The sequence below is a fragment of the Citrobacter sp. Cb031 genome, from assembly GCF_030336725.1.
In the GTDB taxonomy this organism is placed as follows: domain Bacteria; phylum Pseudomonadota; class Gammaproteobacteria; order Enterobacterales; family Enterobacteriaceae; genus Citrobacter; species Citrobacter braakii.
In genome coordinates, this window is record NZ_JAOWDA010000021.1 from 226,009 (window position 1) to 241,477 (window position 15,469).

General features: G+C 55.7%; 14 protein-coding genes. 5 read left to right on the plus strand and 9 right to left on the minus strand.

The annotated features are described in order from the left end of the window. Nucleotides 1-3 precede the first annotated feature (3 nt). Entirely contained in the window at nt 4-726 is a 723-nt protein-coding gene (locus OGV93_RS05530) for an ATP-binding cassette domain-containing protein (RefSeq protein ID WP_287109429.1), read from the plus strand. Here the strand turns inward: OGV93_RS05530 and bioD are convergent. The 4 genes from bioD to bioB are packed head-to-tail and all read right to left on the minus strand — an operon-like array spanning nt 692 to nt 4,316. After that, nucleotides 692-1,390 (minus strand): dethiobiotin synthase, encoded by a 699-nt coding sequence (gene bioD / locus OGV93_RS05535; RefSeq protein WP_101699852.1) that lies wholly within the window; start codon nt 1,388-1,390, stop codon nt 692-694. The two genes, OGV93_RS05530 and bioD, sit on opposite strands and share 35 nt — an antisense overlap. After that, nucleotides 1,383-2,138 (minus strand): malonyl-ACP O-methyltransferase BioC, encoded by a 756-nt coding sequence (gene bioC / locus OGV93_RS05540; RefSeq protein ID WP_016156049.1) that lies wholly within the window; start codon nt 2,136-2,138, stop codon nt 1,383-1,385. Before bioC ends, bioD begins: the two co-directional genes overlap by 8 nt. Then, on the minus strand, nt 2,122-3,279 hold the full coding sequence (gene bioF / locus OGV93_RS05545; RefSeq protein ID WP_287109430.1) for an 8-amino-7-oxononanoate synthase: 1,158 nt from the start codon (nt 3,277-3,279) through the stop codon (nt 2,122-2,124). The genes bioC and bioF overlap by 17 nt, the downstream gene beginning before the upstream one ends. Beyond that, on the minus strand, nt 3,276-4,316 hold the full coding sequence (bioB, locus tag OGV93_RS05550) for a biotin synthase BioB (protein WP_029139462.1): 1,041 nt from the start codon (nt 4,314-4,316) through the stop codon (nt 3,276-3,278). The genes bioF and bioB overlap by 4 nt, the downstream gene beginning before the upstream one ends. A gap of 76 nt (nt 4,317-4,392) precedes the next feature. Here bioB and bioA point away from each other — a divergent pair, with 76 nt between their 5' ends. Then, a complete protein-coding gene (bioA, locus tag OGV93_RS05555) occupies nt 4,393-5,682 on the plus strand; it encodes an adenosylmethionine--8-amino-7-oxononanoate transaminase (protein WP_053388792.1) in 1,290 nt (429 codons plus the stop codon). Between the two features lie 57 nt (nt 5,683-5,739). After that, nucleotides 5,740-6,216, plus strand: coding sequence for a kinase inhibitor (locus OGV93_RS05560; protein ID WP_016156043.1), 477 nt, complete (start codon nt 5,740-5,742; stop codon nt 6,214-6,216). A gap of 56 nt (nt 6,217-6,272) precedes the next feature. Here OGV93_RS05560 and hutH read toward each other — a convergent pair whose 3' ends face one another. From hutH to hutI, 5 genes are all read right to left on the minus strand, one after another. Continuing rightward, complete coding sequence (gene hutH, locus OGV93_RS05565; RefSeq protein WP_049043079.1) at nt 6,273-7,793, minus strand: histidine ammonia-lyase; 1,521 nt, start codon at nt 7,791-7,793, stop codon at nt 6,273-6,275. A gap of 1 nt (nt 7,794) precedes the next feature. Beyond that, on the minus strand, nt 7,795-9,480 hold the full coding sequence (hutU, locus tag OGV93_RS05570; RefSeq protein WP_049043080.1) for a urocanate hydratase: 1,686 nt from the start codon (nt 9,478-9,480) through the stop codon (nt 7,795-7,797). 125 nt (nt 9,481-9,605) lie between these two features. After that, a complete protein-coding gene (locus OGV93_RS05575) occupies nt 9,606-10,325 on the minus strand; it encodes a histidine utilization repressor (RefSeq protein WP_016152334.1) in 720 nt (239 codons plus the stop codon). Between the two features lie 87 nt (nt 10,326-10,412). Next, the gene (gene hutG, locus OGV93_RS05580; RefSeq protein WP_287109431.1) at nt 10,413-11,354 is read right to left on the minus strand and encodes a formimidoylglutamase; all 942 of its coding nucleotides are present in this window, start codon (nt 11,352-11,354) and stop codon (nt 10,413-10,415) included. After that, entirely contained in the window at nt 11,351-12,574 is a 1,224-nt protein-coding gene (hutI, locus tag OGV93_RS05585) for an imidazolonepropionase (RefSeq protein ID WP_049269855.1), read from the minus strand. Before hutI ends, hutG begins: the two co-directional genes overlap by 4 nt. A gap of 223 nt (nt 12,575-12,797) precedes the next feature. Here hutI and OGV93_RS05590 point away from each other — a divergent pair, with 223 nt between their 5' ends. Both OGV93_RS05590 and OGV93_RS05595 read left to right on the plus strand, forming a co-directional pair. After that, the gene (locus tag OGV93_RS05590; protein WP_222186529.1) at nt 12,798-14,081 is read left to right on the plus strand and encodes a putative acyl-CoA thioester hydrolase; all 1,284 of its coding nucleotides are present in this window, start codon (nt 12,798-12,800) and stop codon (nt 14,079-14,081) included. Nucleotides 14,082-14,650: 569 nt separating this feature from the next. Continuing rightward, nucleotides 14,651-15,403 carry a prepilin-type N-terminal cleavage/methylation domain-containing protein gene (locus tag OGV93_RS05595; RefSeq protein WP_101699845.1) on the plus strand — a complete coding sequence of 251 codons (753 nt, stop codon included), beginning with the start codon at nt 14,651-14,653 and terminating at the stop codon, nt 15,401-15,403. Nucleotides 15,404-15,469: the final 66 nt, after the last annotated feature.

Sequence of the window (15,469 nt, forward strand, 5' to 3'; positions counted from 1 at the left end):
TCTATGTTGAGTCTTCGCGCAGTGAATCATTATTACGGTAATCAACACTCCCTATGGGATGTGGATCTCGACCTGCTGCCCGGTAAATGTACCGGTGTGCTGGGGCTTCCAGGGATGGGAAAGACTACGCTGACCAATTGCATTATCGGCAATTTACCGATCGAAAGCGGCACCATGTTCTGGCATCAGGCTGGCGCGCCGCCGCGCGATCTGAGTCCCATTCCGGCGGCAAATCGCATCGCGCTGGGCATTAACTACGTTTCACAAGAGAGACGGATTTTTTCGCAATTGACGGTAGAGGAAAATCTGCATATTGCGCGCCAGGCGGTTGAGGAAAGCGAAACGATGAACAGCAGTGATATTTACCGCCTGTTTCCACAGTTGTTCGTTCTGCGTCAGACCAAAGGAGCGGCATTATCGGAAGATGATCAGCACCAGCTTGCGCTCGCCAGCGCGCTGGTCACACGCCCGCGCCTGCTGATCCTCGATGAGCCCACGCGGGGAAGTGGCCAGGCATATATCCACAAACTGGGGAACCTGGTGGTAAGGTTAAGCCAGGAGCTCGGCATCGCCATAATGCTCGCGGAGCAGAGCCTGCCGTTTATTCGTCGGGTCGCTGACTGCTACTGCCTGTTACACCGTGGGCGCAACGTGGCTCAGGGGCAAATCACACAGCTCAGCAACCCGCTAATCAACGACTGGGTGACGCCACAGACAAAACGCTAAGATCGATATAACGTCCTGTTGATGCCCGCTCCGGCTCTTCTGCCAGCCAGGGAATCTCCCCCAGCAGCGGAGCCGCAAGCACACGCCTGAGCGTTGCCATATATTCAGCATGACGCTTGCCAGGTGGCGTCACATCATTGGCGACCCATCCGGCAAGCGTCAGTCCGGCCTGCTGCACCGCCTGGGCGGTCAGCACAGCGTGGTTGATGCAGCCGAGCTTAACGCCAACCACCAGAATGACCGGCAACTGCTCTGTTTTCACCCAGTCAGCAAAACTCAGCGTTGGCGAAAGCGGCGTAAACCACCCGCCGGCACCTTCCACCAGCACCCAGTCAGCCTGTTGTTCCAGCGCGCGTAAACCCGCAGACATTACAGAGGCCTGAATGGGGCGACCTTCGTCCGCGCTGATGATATGCGGTGAGGTAGGTTCTGCGAAGGTATAGGGGTTGATAGCCGCATAATCCACCGTCACAACGCTATTGCGCTGTAATGCCAGGGCATCGCTATTACGCAGACCTTCAACCGTCATTTCACTGCCCGACGCCACTGGCTTATAGCCGACGGTTCGCAATCCCCTCTGCCCCGCCGCCTGCAGCAACGCGCAGCTGGCGATAGTTTTCCCCACTTCGGTATCCGTCCCGGTGACAAAAAAAGTGTTAGTCACGTTGAATCACTCCCAAAAATAGATGATAGGTCAGCGGATATTTCCCCTGCTGGCAGGGCCAGGCTAGCTGTAGCTGGCGCAACTGTGAGCGGGTGAGGACGCGCGGCTCGCGGCCATCATGCAAATGCGTCGCGCCAATGCCCTTCAGCGAGCGCATGGCGCTCAGCGCATCGTCAAACCACAGCGTGACGGCATGAGACTGGTATTCAACGTCCCACCCATGCAGGGCGTTTTCCAGTTGCTCCACGGGCAAAAAACGATTGGCGTGCTCCCGCTCATCAACTGCTCGCCACGCCTGACGAAGCTCCGGCATTGACCCCTGCGCCAGGGTACTAAACGCCACCGTCCCGCCAGGACGCACCACCCGGTAAAGCTCACGTAACGCGCCGCGCAGGTCACTGCACCACTGTACGGCCAGATTACTCCAGGCCAGGTCGAAAGTAGCAGCAGCCTGCGGAATGGCTTCAATATCCGCCAGCAAATAGCGGTGGGCGACATCGTGACGCTGCGCTTCAGTCAGCATTTGCGCCGACAGATCCAGCGCGCAGACCTCGCTCCCCTGCTCCCGCCAGTAACGGCTCATACGCCCGGGTCCGCAGCCCGCATCTAAAACCTGAGAGAATGCCCGACCATCGAGTCGCGCCAGTAACGCATCGGCGCTCTGACGCTGGAGTTCCGCGTGTTGCTCATAGTGAGTAGCCGCGCGACCAAACGCGGCAGCAATCGCCTGCTTATTGACCTGCGCCATGCAGCACCTCCAGTAAGCGATCGATATCCTGGACTTCATGCGCCTGGGTCAGCGTAAGCCGCAGCCTGGCCGTACCAACCGGCACCGTCGGTGGGCGAATAGCCGTCACCCAGCATCCCTGTTGACGTAATGCCTCCGCCAGCTGTAAGGCTTTATGATTGTCGCCCACGATCAGCGGCTGAATGGCGCTGTCTGACTGCGCCAGCGTTAAGTCCGGCATATTCACCCCAGCGCGAAAACGCTGGATCAGCATCGCCAGTTTTTCTCTGCGCTCATCGCCTTCGCGGCTGCGGATCACCTCCAGCGCGGCGCGCAAGGCCTGGGCCTGCGCCGGAGGCATACTGGTGCTGTAGATCAGATGACGGGCAAACTGCAGCAGATAATCGGCCACGCTGTCTGAGCACAAGATTGCCGCGCCGCTGACGCCAAACCCTTTGCCAAACGTCACCACTAACAGCTCGGGTTTCACCTGCTGTCGGGAGCACGAGCCGCGCCCTTCCTCACCGCTGACGCCAATCCCGTGCGCATCATCCACCAGCAACCACGCGCCCTGCTGCTCTGCCACCGCGTGAATTTCCGCCAGCGGTGAGCTATCGCCATCCATGCTGAACACCCCTTCAGTGACCACGAGTTGTTGCCCCGGACAGGGGGTGGTCAGCAGACGTTCCAGATGTTGCGGATCGTTATGGGTAAAGCGACGTAGCACGGCAGGGCTAAGGCTGGCAGCTTCCAGCAGTGAGGCGTGGCTGAGTCGGTCAGCAACAATCCGGTCCTCTTTGCCCATCAGCGCGGCAATGACCGCCTGATTAGCGGCAAAACCGGAGATAAACAACAGCGCCCGTGAATAGCCGAGCCATTGCGCCAGCTCATCTTCCAGCGCCTGATGAGCAACGGAATAACCGCTGACATGACCCGAGCCGCCGCTGCCGACGCCAAAACGCTCAGCGCCTTGCTGCCACGCGCAGATAATATGCGGATGGTGGCTTAAGCCAAGGTAGTCGTTGCTGGAAAAGTTCAGATACTGGCGACCGTCGGCCTGCAGCCAGCGACCGGCGCCCTGCGTCACCGCATAGCGCCGACGCAACGCATCAGCACGACGACGCGCCGTTAACGCATCGTCTATTTTTTGCTGCCAGGTCATACGGTTGCCGCGTTGTAGTATTCGTCGGTATCCGGGGTACGCAGCGCCTGTTCCAGGCGTTGCTGCTGTTCGTTATCGCCTGCCAGCACCGCCGTTTGCTGCGGATTGAGACCCAGCTTGCGAAACAACAGCAAATCCTTATCTTCGTTCGGGTTCGGCGTGGTCAGCAGTTTGCAGCCGTAGAAAATCGAGTTAGCTCCGGCCATAAAGCACATCGCCTGGGTTTGTTCGTTCATTTGCTCGCGTCCGGCTGAAAGACGGACATATGAAGTCGGCATCATGATCCGCGCAACGGCGATAGTACGAATAAAATCAAAGGCATCCACATCGTCGTTATCGGCAAGCGGCGTGCCTTTCACTTTCACCAGCATGTTGATCGGCACGCTTTCTGGCGGCGTTGGCAGATTCGCTAATTGCAGCAACAGACCCGCGCGGTCGGTCACCGTTTCCCCCAGTCCCACAATCCCGCCGGAGCAAACTTTAATGCCCGCCTCACGCACTTTATCCAGCGTATCCAGGCGCTCCTGGTACGAACGGGTTGTGATGATATTGCCGTAGAATTCCGGCGAGGTATCGAGGTTATGGTTGTAGTAGTCCAGACCCGCATTGGCCAGCCGCTGGGCCTGATTTTCGTTCAGCGTACCCAGCGTCATACACGCTTCCAGCCCCAGTTCTTTTACGCCCTGAACCATCTGTTCCAGGTAGGGCATGTCGCGTTCGTGTGGATTCTTCCACGCCGCGCCCATGCAAAACCGCGTTGAACCGGCCTGTTTCGCTTTACGCGCAGAGTCCAGTACCTGTTCAACCTCCATCAAACGTTCCGTTTCCAGACCGGTTTTATAGCGGGAGCTTTGCGGGCAGTATTTGCAGTCTTCCGGGCAGGCACCGGTCTTAATCGACAGCAGCGTACTGACCTGAACCTGCCGCGGATCAAAGTGCTGACGGTGAACCTGCTGCGCTTCAAACAGCAGATCCAACAGCGGTTTTTCAAATAATTCGGTGACTTGCGACATTGTCCAGCGAGAAGAATGAGCCATATTGGTATACGTTTCGTTATGAGTTTGGTGTAGACTCGTAAACCTAAATCTTTTTAATTTGGTTTACAAGTCGATTATGACAACGGACGATCTTGCGTTTGACCAACGCCATATCTGGCACCCTTACACCTCCATGACCTCCCCGTTACCGGTTTATCCGGTGGCGCGTGCCGAAGGTTGCGAACTGATTTTAGCCCGCGGTGAGAGGCTGATAGACGGCATGTCGTCCTGGTGGGCGGCGATCCACGGTTACAATCACCCACAGCTGAACGCCGCGATGAAAACGCAGATTGATGCCATGTCACATGTGATGTTTGGCGGCATTACCCATGCCCCGGCCATTGCGCTGTGCCGCCAGTTGGTGGCGATGACGCCAGAGGCGCTGGAGTGCGTTTTTCTCGCGGATTCAGGTTCGGTCGCCGTAGAAGTAGCAATGAAAATGGCGCTGCAATACTGGCAGGCCAAAGGCGAATCCCGTCAGCGTTTCCTGACATTTCGAAACGGTTATCACGGCGATACCTTCGGCGCGATGTCGGTCTGCGATCCCGACAACTCGATGCACAGTCTGTGGAAGGGTTATCTGCCGGAGAACCTGTTTGCGCCCGCCCCGCAAAGCCGCATGGACGGCGAGTGGGACGAACTGGATATGGTGCCTTTTGCCCGCCTGATGGCCGCGCATCGCCACGAGATTGCGGCGGTGATCCTTGAGCCGATTGTGCAGGGCGCTGGCGGCATGCGCATGTATCATCCCGAATGGTTAAAACGCATCCGTAAGATGTGCGACCGTGAAGGGATCCTGCTGATTGCCGATGAAATCGCCACCGGATTTGGTCGTACAGGCAAGCTTTTTGCCTGTGAACACGCCAACATAACTCCGGACATTTTGTGCCTCGGCAAAGCGTTAACCGGCGGAACGATGACCCTTTCCGCCACCCTGACCACGCGTCAGGTCGCCGAAACCATCAGCAACGGTGAAGCCGGATGCTTCATGCACGGTCCAACCTTTATGGGTAATCCGCTGGCCTGCTCCGTCGCCTCCGCCAGCCTGTCGTTACTCGAAACCGGTGAGTGGCGCTCACAGGTAGCGGCTATTGAAGCGCAACTGCGGACAGAACTCGCCCCGGCGGCAGACTCGAGTTGGGTAGCCGACGTGCGTGTACTCGGCGCCATCGGTGTGATCGAAACCACGCATCCGGTGAATATGGCGGCGTTACAGAAGTTCTTTGTTGAACAGGGTGTGTGGGTACGACCGTTTGGCAAACTGATCTATCTGATGCCGCCGTACATTATTCAGCCCGATCAGTTGCGTCGTCTGACCCAGGCCGTAAACGAGGCTGTGCGCAGTGCAACATTTTTTAGCGATTAATCAGCGGTAAGCTCTACGGTTTCTGGCTACACTTTTTGGCTAACGAGAGGAGTCAGCATGAAACTAATCAGTAACGATCTGCGCGATGGCGAAAAGCTTGCGCATCGCCACGTCTTTAACGGCATGGGGTATGACGGGGATAATATTTCCCCGCATCTGGCATGGGATGACGTGCCCGCTGGGACCAAAAGCTTTGTCGTGACCTGCTACGATCCTGATGCACCAACCGGCTCCGGCTGGTGGCACTGGGTGGTGGTAAATCTGCCAGCAGATACCCGCGTACTCACGCAAGGCTTCGGTTCCGGGCTGGTTGCGCTGCCGGATGGGGTGATTCAGACCCGTACGGATTTTGGGAAAGCAGGTTATGGCGGTGCTGCGCCGCCGAAGGGTGAGACCCATCGCTATATCTTTACGGTTCACGCGCTAGATGTGGAGCGTATTGATGTCGATGAGGACGCCAGCGGCGCGATGGTCGGCTTTAACGTTCACTTCCACTCGCTCGCCAGCGCCTCGATTACGGCGATGTTCAGTTAAGCTGTGTTGTGCCGGATGTCGGCTTCGCCGCATCCGGCCTACTAAACAAGGCTTCTCTACAGAAATTCAGGCAACAATTTCAACAACGTCCCCTGGGCTAACAGTTCGGTTGCGCACTCAATATCCGGAGCAAAAAAGCGATCCTGCGTATAGTGGGCAACCTGCTCGCGCAGAGCCTGGCGCGCCTGCTCCAGCAGCGGGCTTGAGGTTAACCCTTCACGCAGGTCAATCCCCTGACACGCCGCCAGCCACTCCACGGCAATCACGCCGCGCGTATTCGCTGCCATCTCCCACAACCTGCGGCCCGCTGCCGGTGCCATAGACACATGATCTTCCTGGTTGGCGGAGGTCGGCAAGCTGTCCACGCTGTGCGGATGCGCCAGCGCTTTGTTCTCGCTCGCCAGCGCGGCCGCGGTTACCTGAGCAATCATAAAGCCGGAGTTCACCCCGCCGTTTTTCACCAGGAACGGCGGCAACTGCGACATATGTTTGTCCATCATCAGCGCAATCCGTCGCTCTGATAACGCCCCGATTTCCGCAATCGCCAGCGCCAGATTATCTGCCGCCATCGCCACCGGTTCAGCATGGAAGTTGCCGCCGGAAATGACATCGCCCTCTTCGGCAAACACCAGCGGGTTGTCGGAAACCGCGTTGGCTTCTACCAGTAAGACCTCCATTACCTGACGCATTTGCGTCAGGCACGCCCCCATCACCTGCGGCTGACAGCGCAAAGAATACGGATCCTGCACTTTTTCACAGTTATGATGCGACTGGGAAAGCGCGCTGGTGTCGGTCAACACGTGGCGGTACAGCGTTGCGGCATCAATCTGCCCACGCTGTCCTCGTGCGGCATGAATACGGGCATCAAACGGACGACGAGAGCCCAAAACGGCTTCGGTGGTCAGCGCCCCACACACCGTCGCAGACGCGAACAGCTCCTGGGCTTCAATTAACCCGCGCAGCGCAAAGGCTGTGGAAGCCTGGGTACCGTTGAGCAGCGCCAGCCCTTCTTTCGCCTCCAGCGTAATCGGCTCCAGCCCGGCCTTTTTCAGCGCTTCGGTCGCCGGAAGCCATTCCCCCTGCCAGCGCGCTTTACCTTCGCCCAGCAGCGTCAGAGACATATGCGCCAGCGGTGCCAGGTCGCCCGATGCGCCCACTGACCCTTTCGCCGGGATCAGTGGATACACCCCGGCATTCACCAGCGCAATCAGCGCTTCAATCACGCTGAGACGAATACCCGAAAAACCCCGCGCCAGGCTGTTGATTTTCAGCACCATAATCAGGCGAACCATCGCGTCATCGAGCGCCTCACCAACGCCTGCCGCATGGGAAAGCACCAGCGAACGCTGTAAATTCTGCAAATCTTCCGTGGCGATACGGGTCTGAGCCAGCAGGCCAAAGCCGGTATTAATGCCATACGCCGTACGGCCTTCAGCGACAATATTATTGACGCAGGCGACGCTTGCGTTGATCGCATCAATCGCCCCGGCATCCAGGCTCAGTTTGACCGGCTGCTGCCAGATGTCGCGCAGTTGCGCAAAGCTCAGATGACCCGGCGTTAATGTCATGGTGTTCATATCAACGTTTCTCCTGCGTCGCCGCGACCATCGGTAAATTCAGCCCTTCTTCGACGGCGCATTCCACCGCAATGTCATACCCGGCGTCGGCGTGGCGCATCACCCCGGTAGCCGGATCGTTATGTAATACCCGGGCGATACGCGCTGCGGCTTCATCAGTGCCATCGCAAACAATCACCATCCCGGCATGCTGGGAGAAGCCCATTCCTACCCCGCCACCGTGATGCAGTGACACCCAGGTTGCACCGCTGGCGGTGTTAAGCAGCGCGTTCAGCAGCGGCCAGTCGGATACTGCATCAGAACCGTCGCGCATGGCTTCGGTTTCGCGGTTCGGGCTGGCGACGGAGCCGGAATCCAGATGATCACGGCCAATAACAATCGGCGCAGACACTTCGCCGCTGCGCACCATTTCATTAAACGCCAGCCCCAGTTTTTGACGCCATTCCAGACCGACCCAGCAGATACGCGCCGGTAATCCCTGGAAGTTAATCCGCTCACGCGCCATATCCAGCCAGTGGTGCAGATGTTTATCGTCAGCCACGATCTCTTTCACTTTGGCATCCGTTTTATAAATATCCTGCGGATCGCCGGAAAGCGCCACCCAACGGAACGGGCCAATGCCGCGGCAGAACAGAGGGCGAATATAAGCAGGGACGAAACCGGGGAAATCAAAGGCGTTTTCCACGCCCATCTCTTTGGCCATCTGGCGAATGTTGTTGCCGTAATCAAACGTCGGCACGCCCATTTTGCTGAACGCCAGCATTGCCTCGACGTGCGTTGCCATTGAGCGTTTCGCCGCCTGTACCGTGCCCTGCGGATCGGACACCGCTTTCGCCTGATACGCTTCCCAGCTCCAGCCGGACGGCAGATAACCATGCAGCGGATCGTGGGCGCTGGTCTGGTCAGTGACCATATCCGGGCGCACACCGCGCTTCACCAGTTCCGGCACAACGTCGGCGGCGTTAGCGCATAGCGCAATGGAGACCGCTTTACCCTCGCGGGTGTACTTTTCGATACGCGCCAGCGCGTCGTCAAGCGATGTCGCCTGCTCATCCACGTAGCGGGTACGCAGACGGAAATCGATCCGGCTTTGCTGGCACTCAATATTCAGCGAGCAAGCACCTGCCAGCGTTGCGGCTAACGGTTGCGCCCCTCCCATGCCGCCCAGCCCGGCGGTCAGCACCCAGCGTCCGCTCAGGTTACCCTGATAATGCTGACGCCCGGCCTCAACGAAGGTTTCATAAGTCCCCTGCACGATGCCCTGGCTGCCGATGTAGATCCAGCTCCCGGCGGTCATCTGGCCATACATCGCCAGCCCTTTGGCGTCCAGCTCGTTGAAATGTTCCCAGGTAGCCCAATGTGGCACCAGGTTGGAGTTGGCAATCAGCACGCGCGGCGCATTGTCATGGGTTTTGAAAACGCCAACCGGTTTACCGGACTGGACCAGCAGGGTCTCATCGGTCTCCAGTTTGGTCAGCGCGTTGACGATGGCGTCATAACATTCCCAGTCCCGCGCAGCGCGACCAATCCCGCCGTATACCACCAGCTCATGCGGATTTTCCGCCACATCGGGATCCAGGTTGTTCATTAACATGCGCAACGGCGCTTCGGTCAACCAGCTTTTGGCCGTTAACGTGGTGCCGCGTGGGGCACGAATATCCTGCTGACGGTACTTGCTATGAGACATGGTAGAGCACTCCTCGCGAACGATCGGACAGATAAGTAACATATACTTGTCTATACAAGTTGTCGCAAGCGTGCTTTTAACAAAAAAGATACAATTTTATTATACTGCGGCAGCAATCACGCTTTTCAGGACATAAACCGCCCTTGCAGGCGATAGCGGGAACCCGGGAAGAGCAAACGGGCATGAGAGACAATGGATGACGCAGACCAGGTTTTACGGCGGATCAGCAGGCAGGGATCGTGTTCTTTGATATTCAGCAGCGCGCACTCTTCGGCACTGGCGCGGACCGCTTCAACAATATGCTCGCCTTCCGTTAAAGGGGCTATCAGCGACAGATACGCGTGCGGCGTAGTCTGGCTGTAATCCTGCGCCAGATACGCTGGCACAATTTCGGCATTCACGCAGCGATCTTCAATCTGCACCGGCAGTTCGTTCTCGTAGTGCACCATGACAGAGTGAAAAATGGAGGTGCCTTCTTTGACGTTTAACACCAAAGCCTGCTGCGCGCTTGCCTGGGTTCGTTCCAGCGTGATCACCTCGCAGCGGTGCTGATGCTGACGGGCGTTGATTTCATCCGCGATGCTGCGAATTTCAAACAGCGCAGACTGGCCCTTCGGCTCGGCGACAAACGTCCCTACGCCCTGCAAGCGAACCAGTAACCCTTCATCCGTTAACTCACGCAGCGCCCGGTTGATGGTCATGCGGCTGAAACCATACTGCGCCACCAGCTCCGCCTCAGAGGGAATGCGATCGTGAGGTTGCCAGATACCGCTGGCAATCTTTTCGCTGATCTCCTGTTTGACCTTTTCGTAAAAAGGTGCCGGAGCAGAACGGGATGGGAGCATGCGTAAGCCTTCCTTAAGCTGAGAATGTGAGTGGGTACAGTTTACAGACATTACCCGAACCTGATAAGCGCAACGCCATCAGGTATATCAGTGCCACCAGTGCGCGATTTGCCAACCTAATCGCGCCGCAACGCGCGCCGCTCTGCCATCATCGTCAAAGCGCGGATTAAATTCAACCATATCCACCGCCTGCAGTTTACCGCTACGACACAGGGGTTCAATCAGACTCAGCAGCGTCGCCAACGGTACGCCCAGCGCAGCGGGCGCCGACACGCCGGGCATTTCCCACACCGGCAGCACGTCGAGATCGATAGTCAGATAGATAACATCCAGGTTGGCGACAAACTGCGCTAACTGCGCCTGCGCCTTTGCACAGTACAGATCCTCAACCACGGTCACACCGAGCCGCTGCGCCTCATCCCATAACGCCAGGGTGTTTGCCGCCCGACTGACACCGATACAGGCATAGTGAAATTCCCGCTGCTGTTCATCGCAAAGCTGCGCCAGTTGGCGAAACGGTGTACCGGAAGTAGCCTGTTCGGCATGGCGCAAATCGAGGTGGGCATCGAAGTTGACGATCCCCACTTTCGCCTGCGGGAACGCATCCAGCACGCCTGCGCCGTGCGCAAATGCGGTTTCGTGTCCTCCCCCCAGAACAAAGGTACGTATATTCTCCTGCTGACAGCGCTGCACCGCATTGCGTAGCGCCTGCTGCGCGCCCTCAAGATCGGGGGCCTGCGCCACAATATTTCCCAGATCTACCAGCCGATGATGCCCATCGTGGCTGGCTAAATTCGCCAGCGCCTTGCGCAGCACATCGGGCGCTCCGGCGGCTCCCGTCCGGCCCTGATTACGTTTCACGCCTTCGTCGCAGGCAAACCCAAGCAGCGCTATCTTCTCGCGATACATTTCTGGGCTAAATGTCGGGCTCAGCGTGATAGTCTGAAACAGGCGCAGCGCATTCGGCGATTCGGCGCGGTCATCACGTCCCTGCCACAGCGCAGGTGAAACAGGTTGCCAGTGAGTCATACTATTTGTCCTTTGAATACGCGTTGGTAGAGCGGGTTACGCCCCGGTTCATACAGGATCTCGACCGGGAGAGTTGCATCCCACACCACAAAATCGGCCACAAACCCGGCCTTCAATTGACCATGAGTGGCATGACGTCCCAGCGCCCGGGCCGCATGACGGGTGACGCCCGCCCATGCTTCTTCCGGCGTTAAGCCAAACTGAACGCAGGCCATATTCATCGCCCAGTGCAGGCTGATAAACGGGCTGGTACCCGGGTTAAAATCTGTCGCCACCGCCATCGGTACCTGATACTGACGCAGCAACGCCACCGGCGGACGCTGTTGCTCTTTAAGGAAATAGAATGCGCCGGGCAGCAGCACGCCGACCGTGCCGCTTTGGCTCATCGCCGCTACGCCCGCTTCATCGAGATATTCAATATGATCGGCGGATAACCCGTGGTAGCGGCTTACCAGCTGTGCGCCACCCAGCAATGACAGCTGTTCAACATGGCCTTTAATCGGGATGCCCAACGCCTGCGCGGCCTGAAACACCCGCTCGCTCTGTGCCAACGAAAAACCCACGCTTTCACAAAACAGATCGACGGTCTCAAACAGCCCTTGTTCCCACAGCTGCGGCAAAATGGTCTCGCACACCAGCGTAATATAGCCGTCAGGATCATCCCGGTATTCTGCTGGAGTCGCATGGGCAGCCAACAGCGTGGGGCTTATTTCAATGATATTCTCCGCCGCCAGCGCCGCTGCCACACGCAATATTTTCTCTTCTGTCTGCAAATCCAGGCCGTAACCGGATTTTATTTCCAGCAAGGTAACGCCTTCTTTGATCAGCTGTTCCATACGCTGATGCGCTAGATGTAAGAGTTGCTCATCACTGGCGCTGCGGGTTGCTGATACGGTGGCATTGATACCCCCGCCCTGGGCGCTTATCTGCTGGTAGGAGACACCGTTTAGCCGCTGCTCCCATTCACCTGCGCGGTTTCCACCAAAGACCAGATGCGTATGACAGTCAATCAGGCCAGGTGTAATTAGCCTGCCCTGCATATCAAAGGTATTGTCATGTGTGAGATAGAGCGATGACTCCGGGACGATATCGCGAATCTTCCCCTGGCGGACGATCAGCGCATGACCCTCCACCAGCCCATACGGGGTGTTACGTTCGGGATCCATGGTCGCCAGACGAACATTGCGCCAGATAACATCATCAGGGAAGAATTGCTGCATTCGACTCACCACTTGTCATAGGTTGTATAGACATTTATTTTTGATTATACGGATGTTGTCAACCTGAAGGACCGTAATTGTTATGTATTTGTGATATAAGGACTCTCCGCGCCGGGCATTGCGGCGATAAAAACAACTTTTTACCTTTTAACCTTCCCGTTTCGCTCAACTTAGTATAAAAAAGCAGGCTTCAATGGATAACTTTCAAAGCCCGGAGCAACCTGTGAACATATCATCAGTTTCCCGTCTGGCGCTGGCAATGGCTTTTGGCGTGACGCTGACCGCCTGTAGCTCTACGCCGCCCGATCAAATTCCTTCCGATCAGACCGCGCCAGGTACCTCTTCGCGCCCGATCTTGTCGGCCAATGAAGCGAAAAACTTCGTTGCTGCGCACTATTTTTCCGCGCTGACGCCAAACACCGCGCCGTGGAGCCCTTCTGCTATTTCTCTGCCTGCACAGCCTGACTTCGTGGTTGGCCCGGCTGGGACTCAGGGCGTCACCCATACCAGCATTCAGGCTGCGGTTGATGCGGCAATCATCAAACGTACTAACAAACGTCAGTACATCGCGATTATGCCGGGCGAGTATCAGGGCACGGTATATATCCCGGCAGCAACGGGGAGTCTGACGCTGTACGGCATGGGCGAAAAACCGCTGGATGTGAAAATTGGCCAGGCTATTGATGGTGACATGAGCACCGCAGACTGGCGTCGTACGGTGAACCCGGGCGGTAAATACATGCCGGGTAAACCGGCGTGGTATATGTTTGATAATTGCCAGAACAAGCGTGGCACAAATATTGGCGTGATGTGTTCTGCCGTCGTCTGGTCGCAAAATAACGGTCTGCAATTGCAGAACCTGACCATCGAAAACAATCTGGGTGACAGCGTTGATGCGGGTAATCACCCGGCCGTTGCGCTACGTACCGATGGCGATAAAGTGCAGATCAATAAGGTCAACATCCTCGGTCGCCAGAATACGTTTTTCGTGACTAACAGCGGCGTACAAAACCGTCTGGAAAACGATCGTCAACCGCGTACTTTGGTAACCAATAGCTACATTGAAGGCGATGTGGATATTGTTTCCGGTCGCGGCGCCGTGGTGTTCGATAACACCGATTTCCGCGTTGTGAACTCCCGTACGCAGCAAGAAGCCTATGTGTTTGCACCAGCGACGCAGTCAAACATCTACTACGGCTTCCTCGCCACAAATAGCCGCTTCACGGCGAGTGGTGATGGCGTGGCACAGTTGGGCCGCTCGCTGGATGTCGATTCAAACACAAACGGTCAGGTCGTTATCCGCGACAGCGTGATCAACGAAGGCTTTAACATGGCAAAACCATGGGCTGACAGCGTTATCTCGAAGCGTCCTTTTGCCGGTAATACCGGTGCACAAGATGACAAAGGTGAAATCCAGCGCAATCTGAACGACACCAACTTCAACCGTATGTGGGAATACAACAACCGCGGTATCGGTAGCAAAGTGGTTGCCGAACCGAAGCAGTAATCACAGCCATCAAACCGCTGGCGGGAACACTCCCGCCAGCCCCCTTCACCGCTTTCAACGTCTTTTCTTCACACAGGTCATATTTTCACCAACGCAGGTTTGAAATCGATCGCGTGAATCAATCTATTTATAGCCAAAATAATTCGAGTTGTATGAAGGCAAGCCCAGGCGCTAACATAAGTCAGTTACAGAAACGCTTAACTGGATAAATATTATCCAGCCGCTAAACTCAATTTTTAACCCAAAATAGATAAAAGCCAATCCATATTAATTTCAATATATTAACCATATCAATATATATCACTCTCCAGAAAAGGAAAATTACCGTAACGTAATCTAAAAATAACTCAAAAAAAAACCTTATGATATTTGTTATATATAAAATATATATATGGGAAAATGATTCAAAAACAACTCATCTGACCAGTCACCCTTTTTCCTAATTATCCCGTCACAACTTTTAGCTTCTGGTGCTTTCTTAAAAATGCCGCATATAATGTTTTGGCACAGTGAGTGCGGAGTTAATTTTTAATTTTTCAGTAACCAGCAATATCTAAGGATTGATAGACATGAAAAGCATGATTCATTCATGGAAAAAAAAGGCGGCTCAGTATCGTGAGCTGAAAAAACAGAAAGGCGTAACGCTACTTGAAATTATTATCGTTCTGGGCATTATCGGTATTATTGCTGCGGGCGTGGTAATTTTGGCACAGCGTGCGTTTGCTGCACAGGACATGACCGATGTTGTTGATAATACCAACACAATTCGCGTATCGATGACTGATGTATATCGTGATGCGAACGGTTATCCAGGGTCTACTGATCTGACTGGTATCACTAAAGCTATGTTGGATAAAGATAAAACGGAAGCTAACCCAACATACAAGGGGCCAGTTATGACCATGCTGAAAATGGGTAAACTGACCACGGGTGAGGCTTTTAACGGTTTCTCCAATGAACCGTTTGAAATTGGGCCTGCAAGCATTGGTGCTAATGCTACTGATACTAAAGCAAAAGGCTTCTATATTTCCGTGAATGGTTTAAGTCAGGAGGAGTGTCGTAATCTCCTTTCTCAGACCGCTAGCAACTGGGATTATGTCGCAACTGCGGTTGTTGCTGCTGGAAGTCAGAGTACCTATGCTGTAGCACCTCCTGCTGACGCTGGTACTGCTGTAGCAGCGAAGTTGTTGATGGGTGTGGGGGCTGCTGCACCGATCATTAAAACACTGGCTGGTGATATCATCTCTCCGGACGTGATTACGGGTTCTTCTGTCTGTACAGACCCTGGTTCTGCTAACGCAGTCATCCTCGGTAGCCGTTAATTTATAGCGTTATTTTCTAATAAATTGCCCCCATGTATATGGGGGCATTGTTTATACCACGGACGG

Coding starts and splice junctions, on each gene's coding strand:
- OGV93_RS05530 (WP_287109429.1), top strand. CDS start 4: ATGTTGAGTCTTCGCGCAGTGAATCATTATTACGGTAATCAACACTCC.
- bioC (WP_016156049.1), bottom strand. CDS start 2,138: ATGGCGCAGGTCAATAAGCAGGCGATTGCTGCCGCGTTTGGTCGCGCG.
- bioF (WP_287109430.1), bottom strand. CDS start 3,279: ATGACCTGGCAGCAAAAAATAGACGATGCGTTAACGGCGCGTCGTCGT.
- bioB (WP_029139462.1), bottom strand. CDS start 4,316: ATGGCTCATTCTTCTCGCTGGACAATGTCGCAAGTCACCGAATTATTT.
- bioA (WP_053388792.1), top strand. CDS start 4,393: ATGACAACGGACGATCTTGCGTTTGACCAACGCCATATCTGGCACCCT.
- OGV93_RS05560 (WP_016156043.1), top strand. CDS start 5,740: ATGAAACTAATCAGTAACGATCTGCGCGATGGCGAAAAGCTTGCGCAT.
- hutH (WP_049043079.1), bottom strand. CDS start 7,793: ATGAACACCATGACATTAACGCCGGGTCATCTGAGCTTTGCGCAACTG.
- hutU (WP_049043080.1), bottom strand. CDS start 9,480: ATGTCTCATAGCAAGTACCGTCAGCAGGATATTCGTGCCCCACGCGGC.
- OGV93_RS05575 (WP_016152334.1), bottom strand. CDS start 10,325: ATGCTCCCATCCCGTTCTGCTCCGGCACCTTTTTACGAAAAGGTCAAA.
- hutG (WP_287109431.1), bottom strand. CDS start 11,354: ATGACTCACTGGCAACCTGTTTCACCTGCGCTGTGGCAGGGACGTGAT.
- hutI (WP_049269855.1), bottom strand. CDS start 12,574: ATGCAGCAATTCTTCCCTGATGATGTTATCTGGCGCAATGTTCGTCTG.
- OGV93_RS05595 (WP_101699845.1), top strand. CDS start 14,651: ATGAAAAGCATGATTCATTCATGGAAAAAAAAGGCGGCTCAGTATCGT.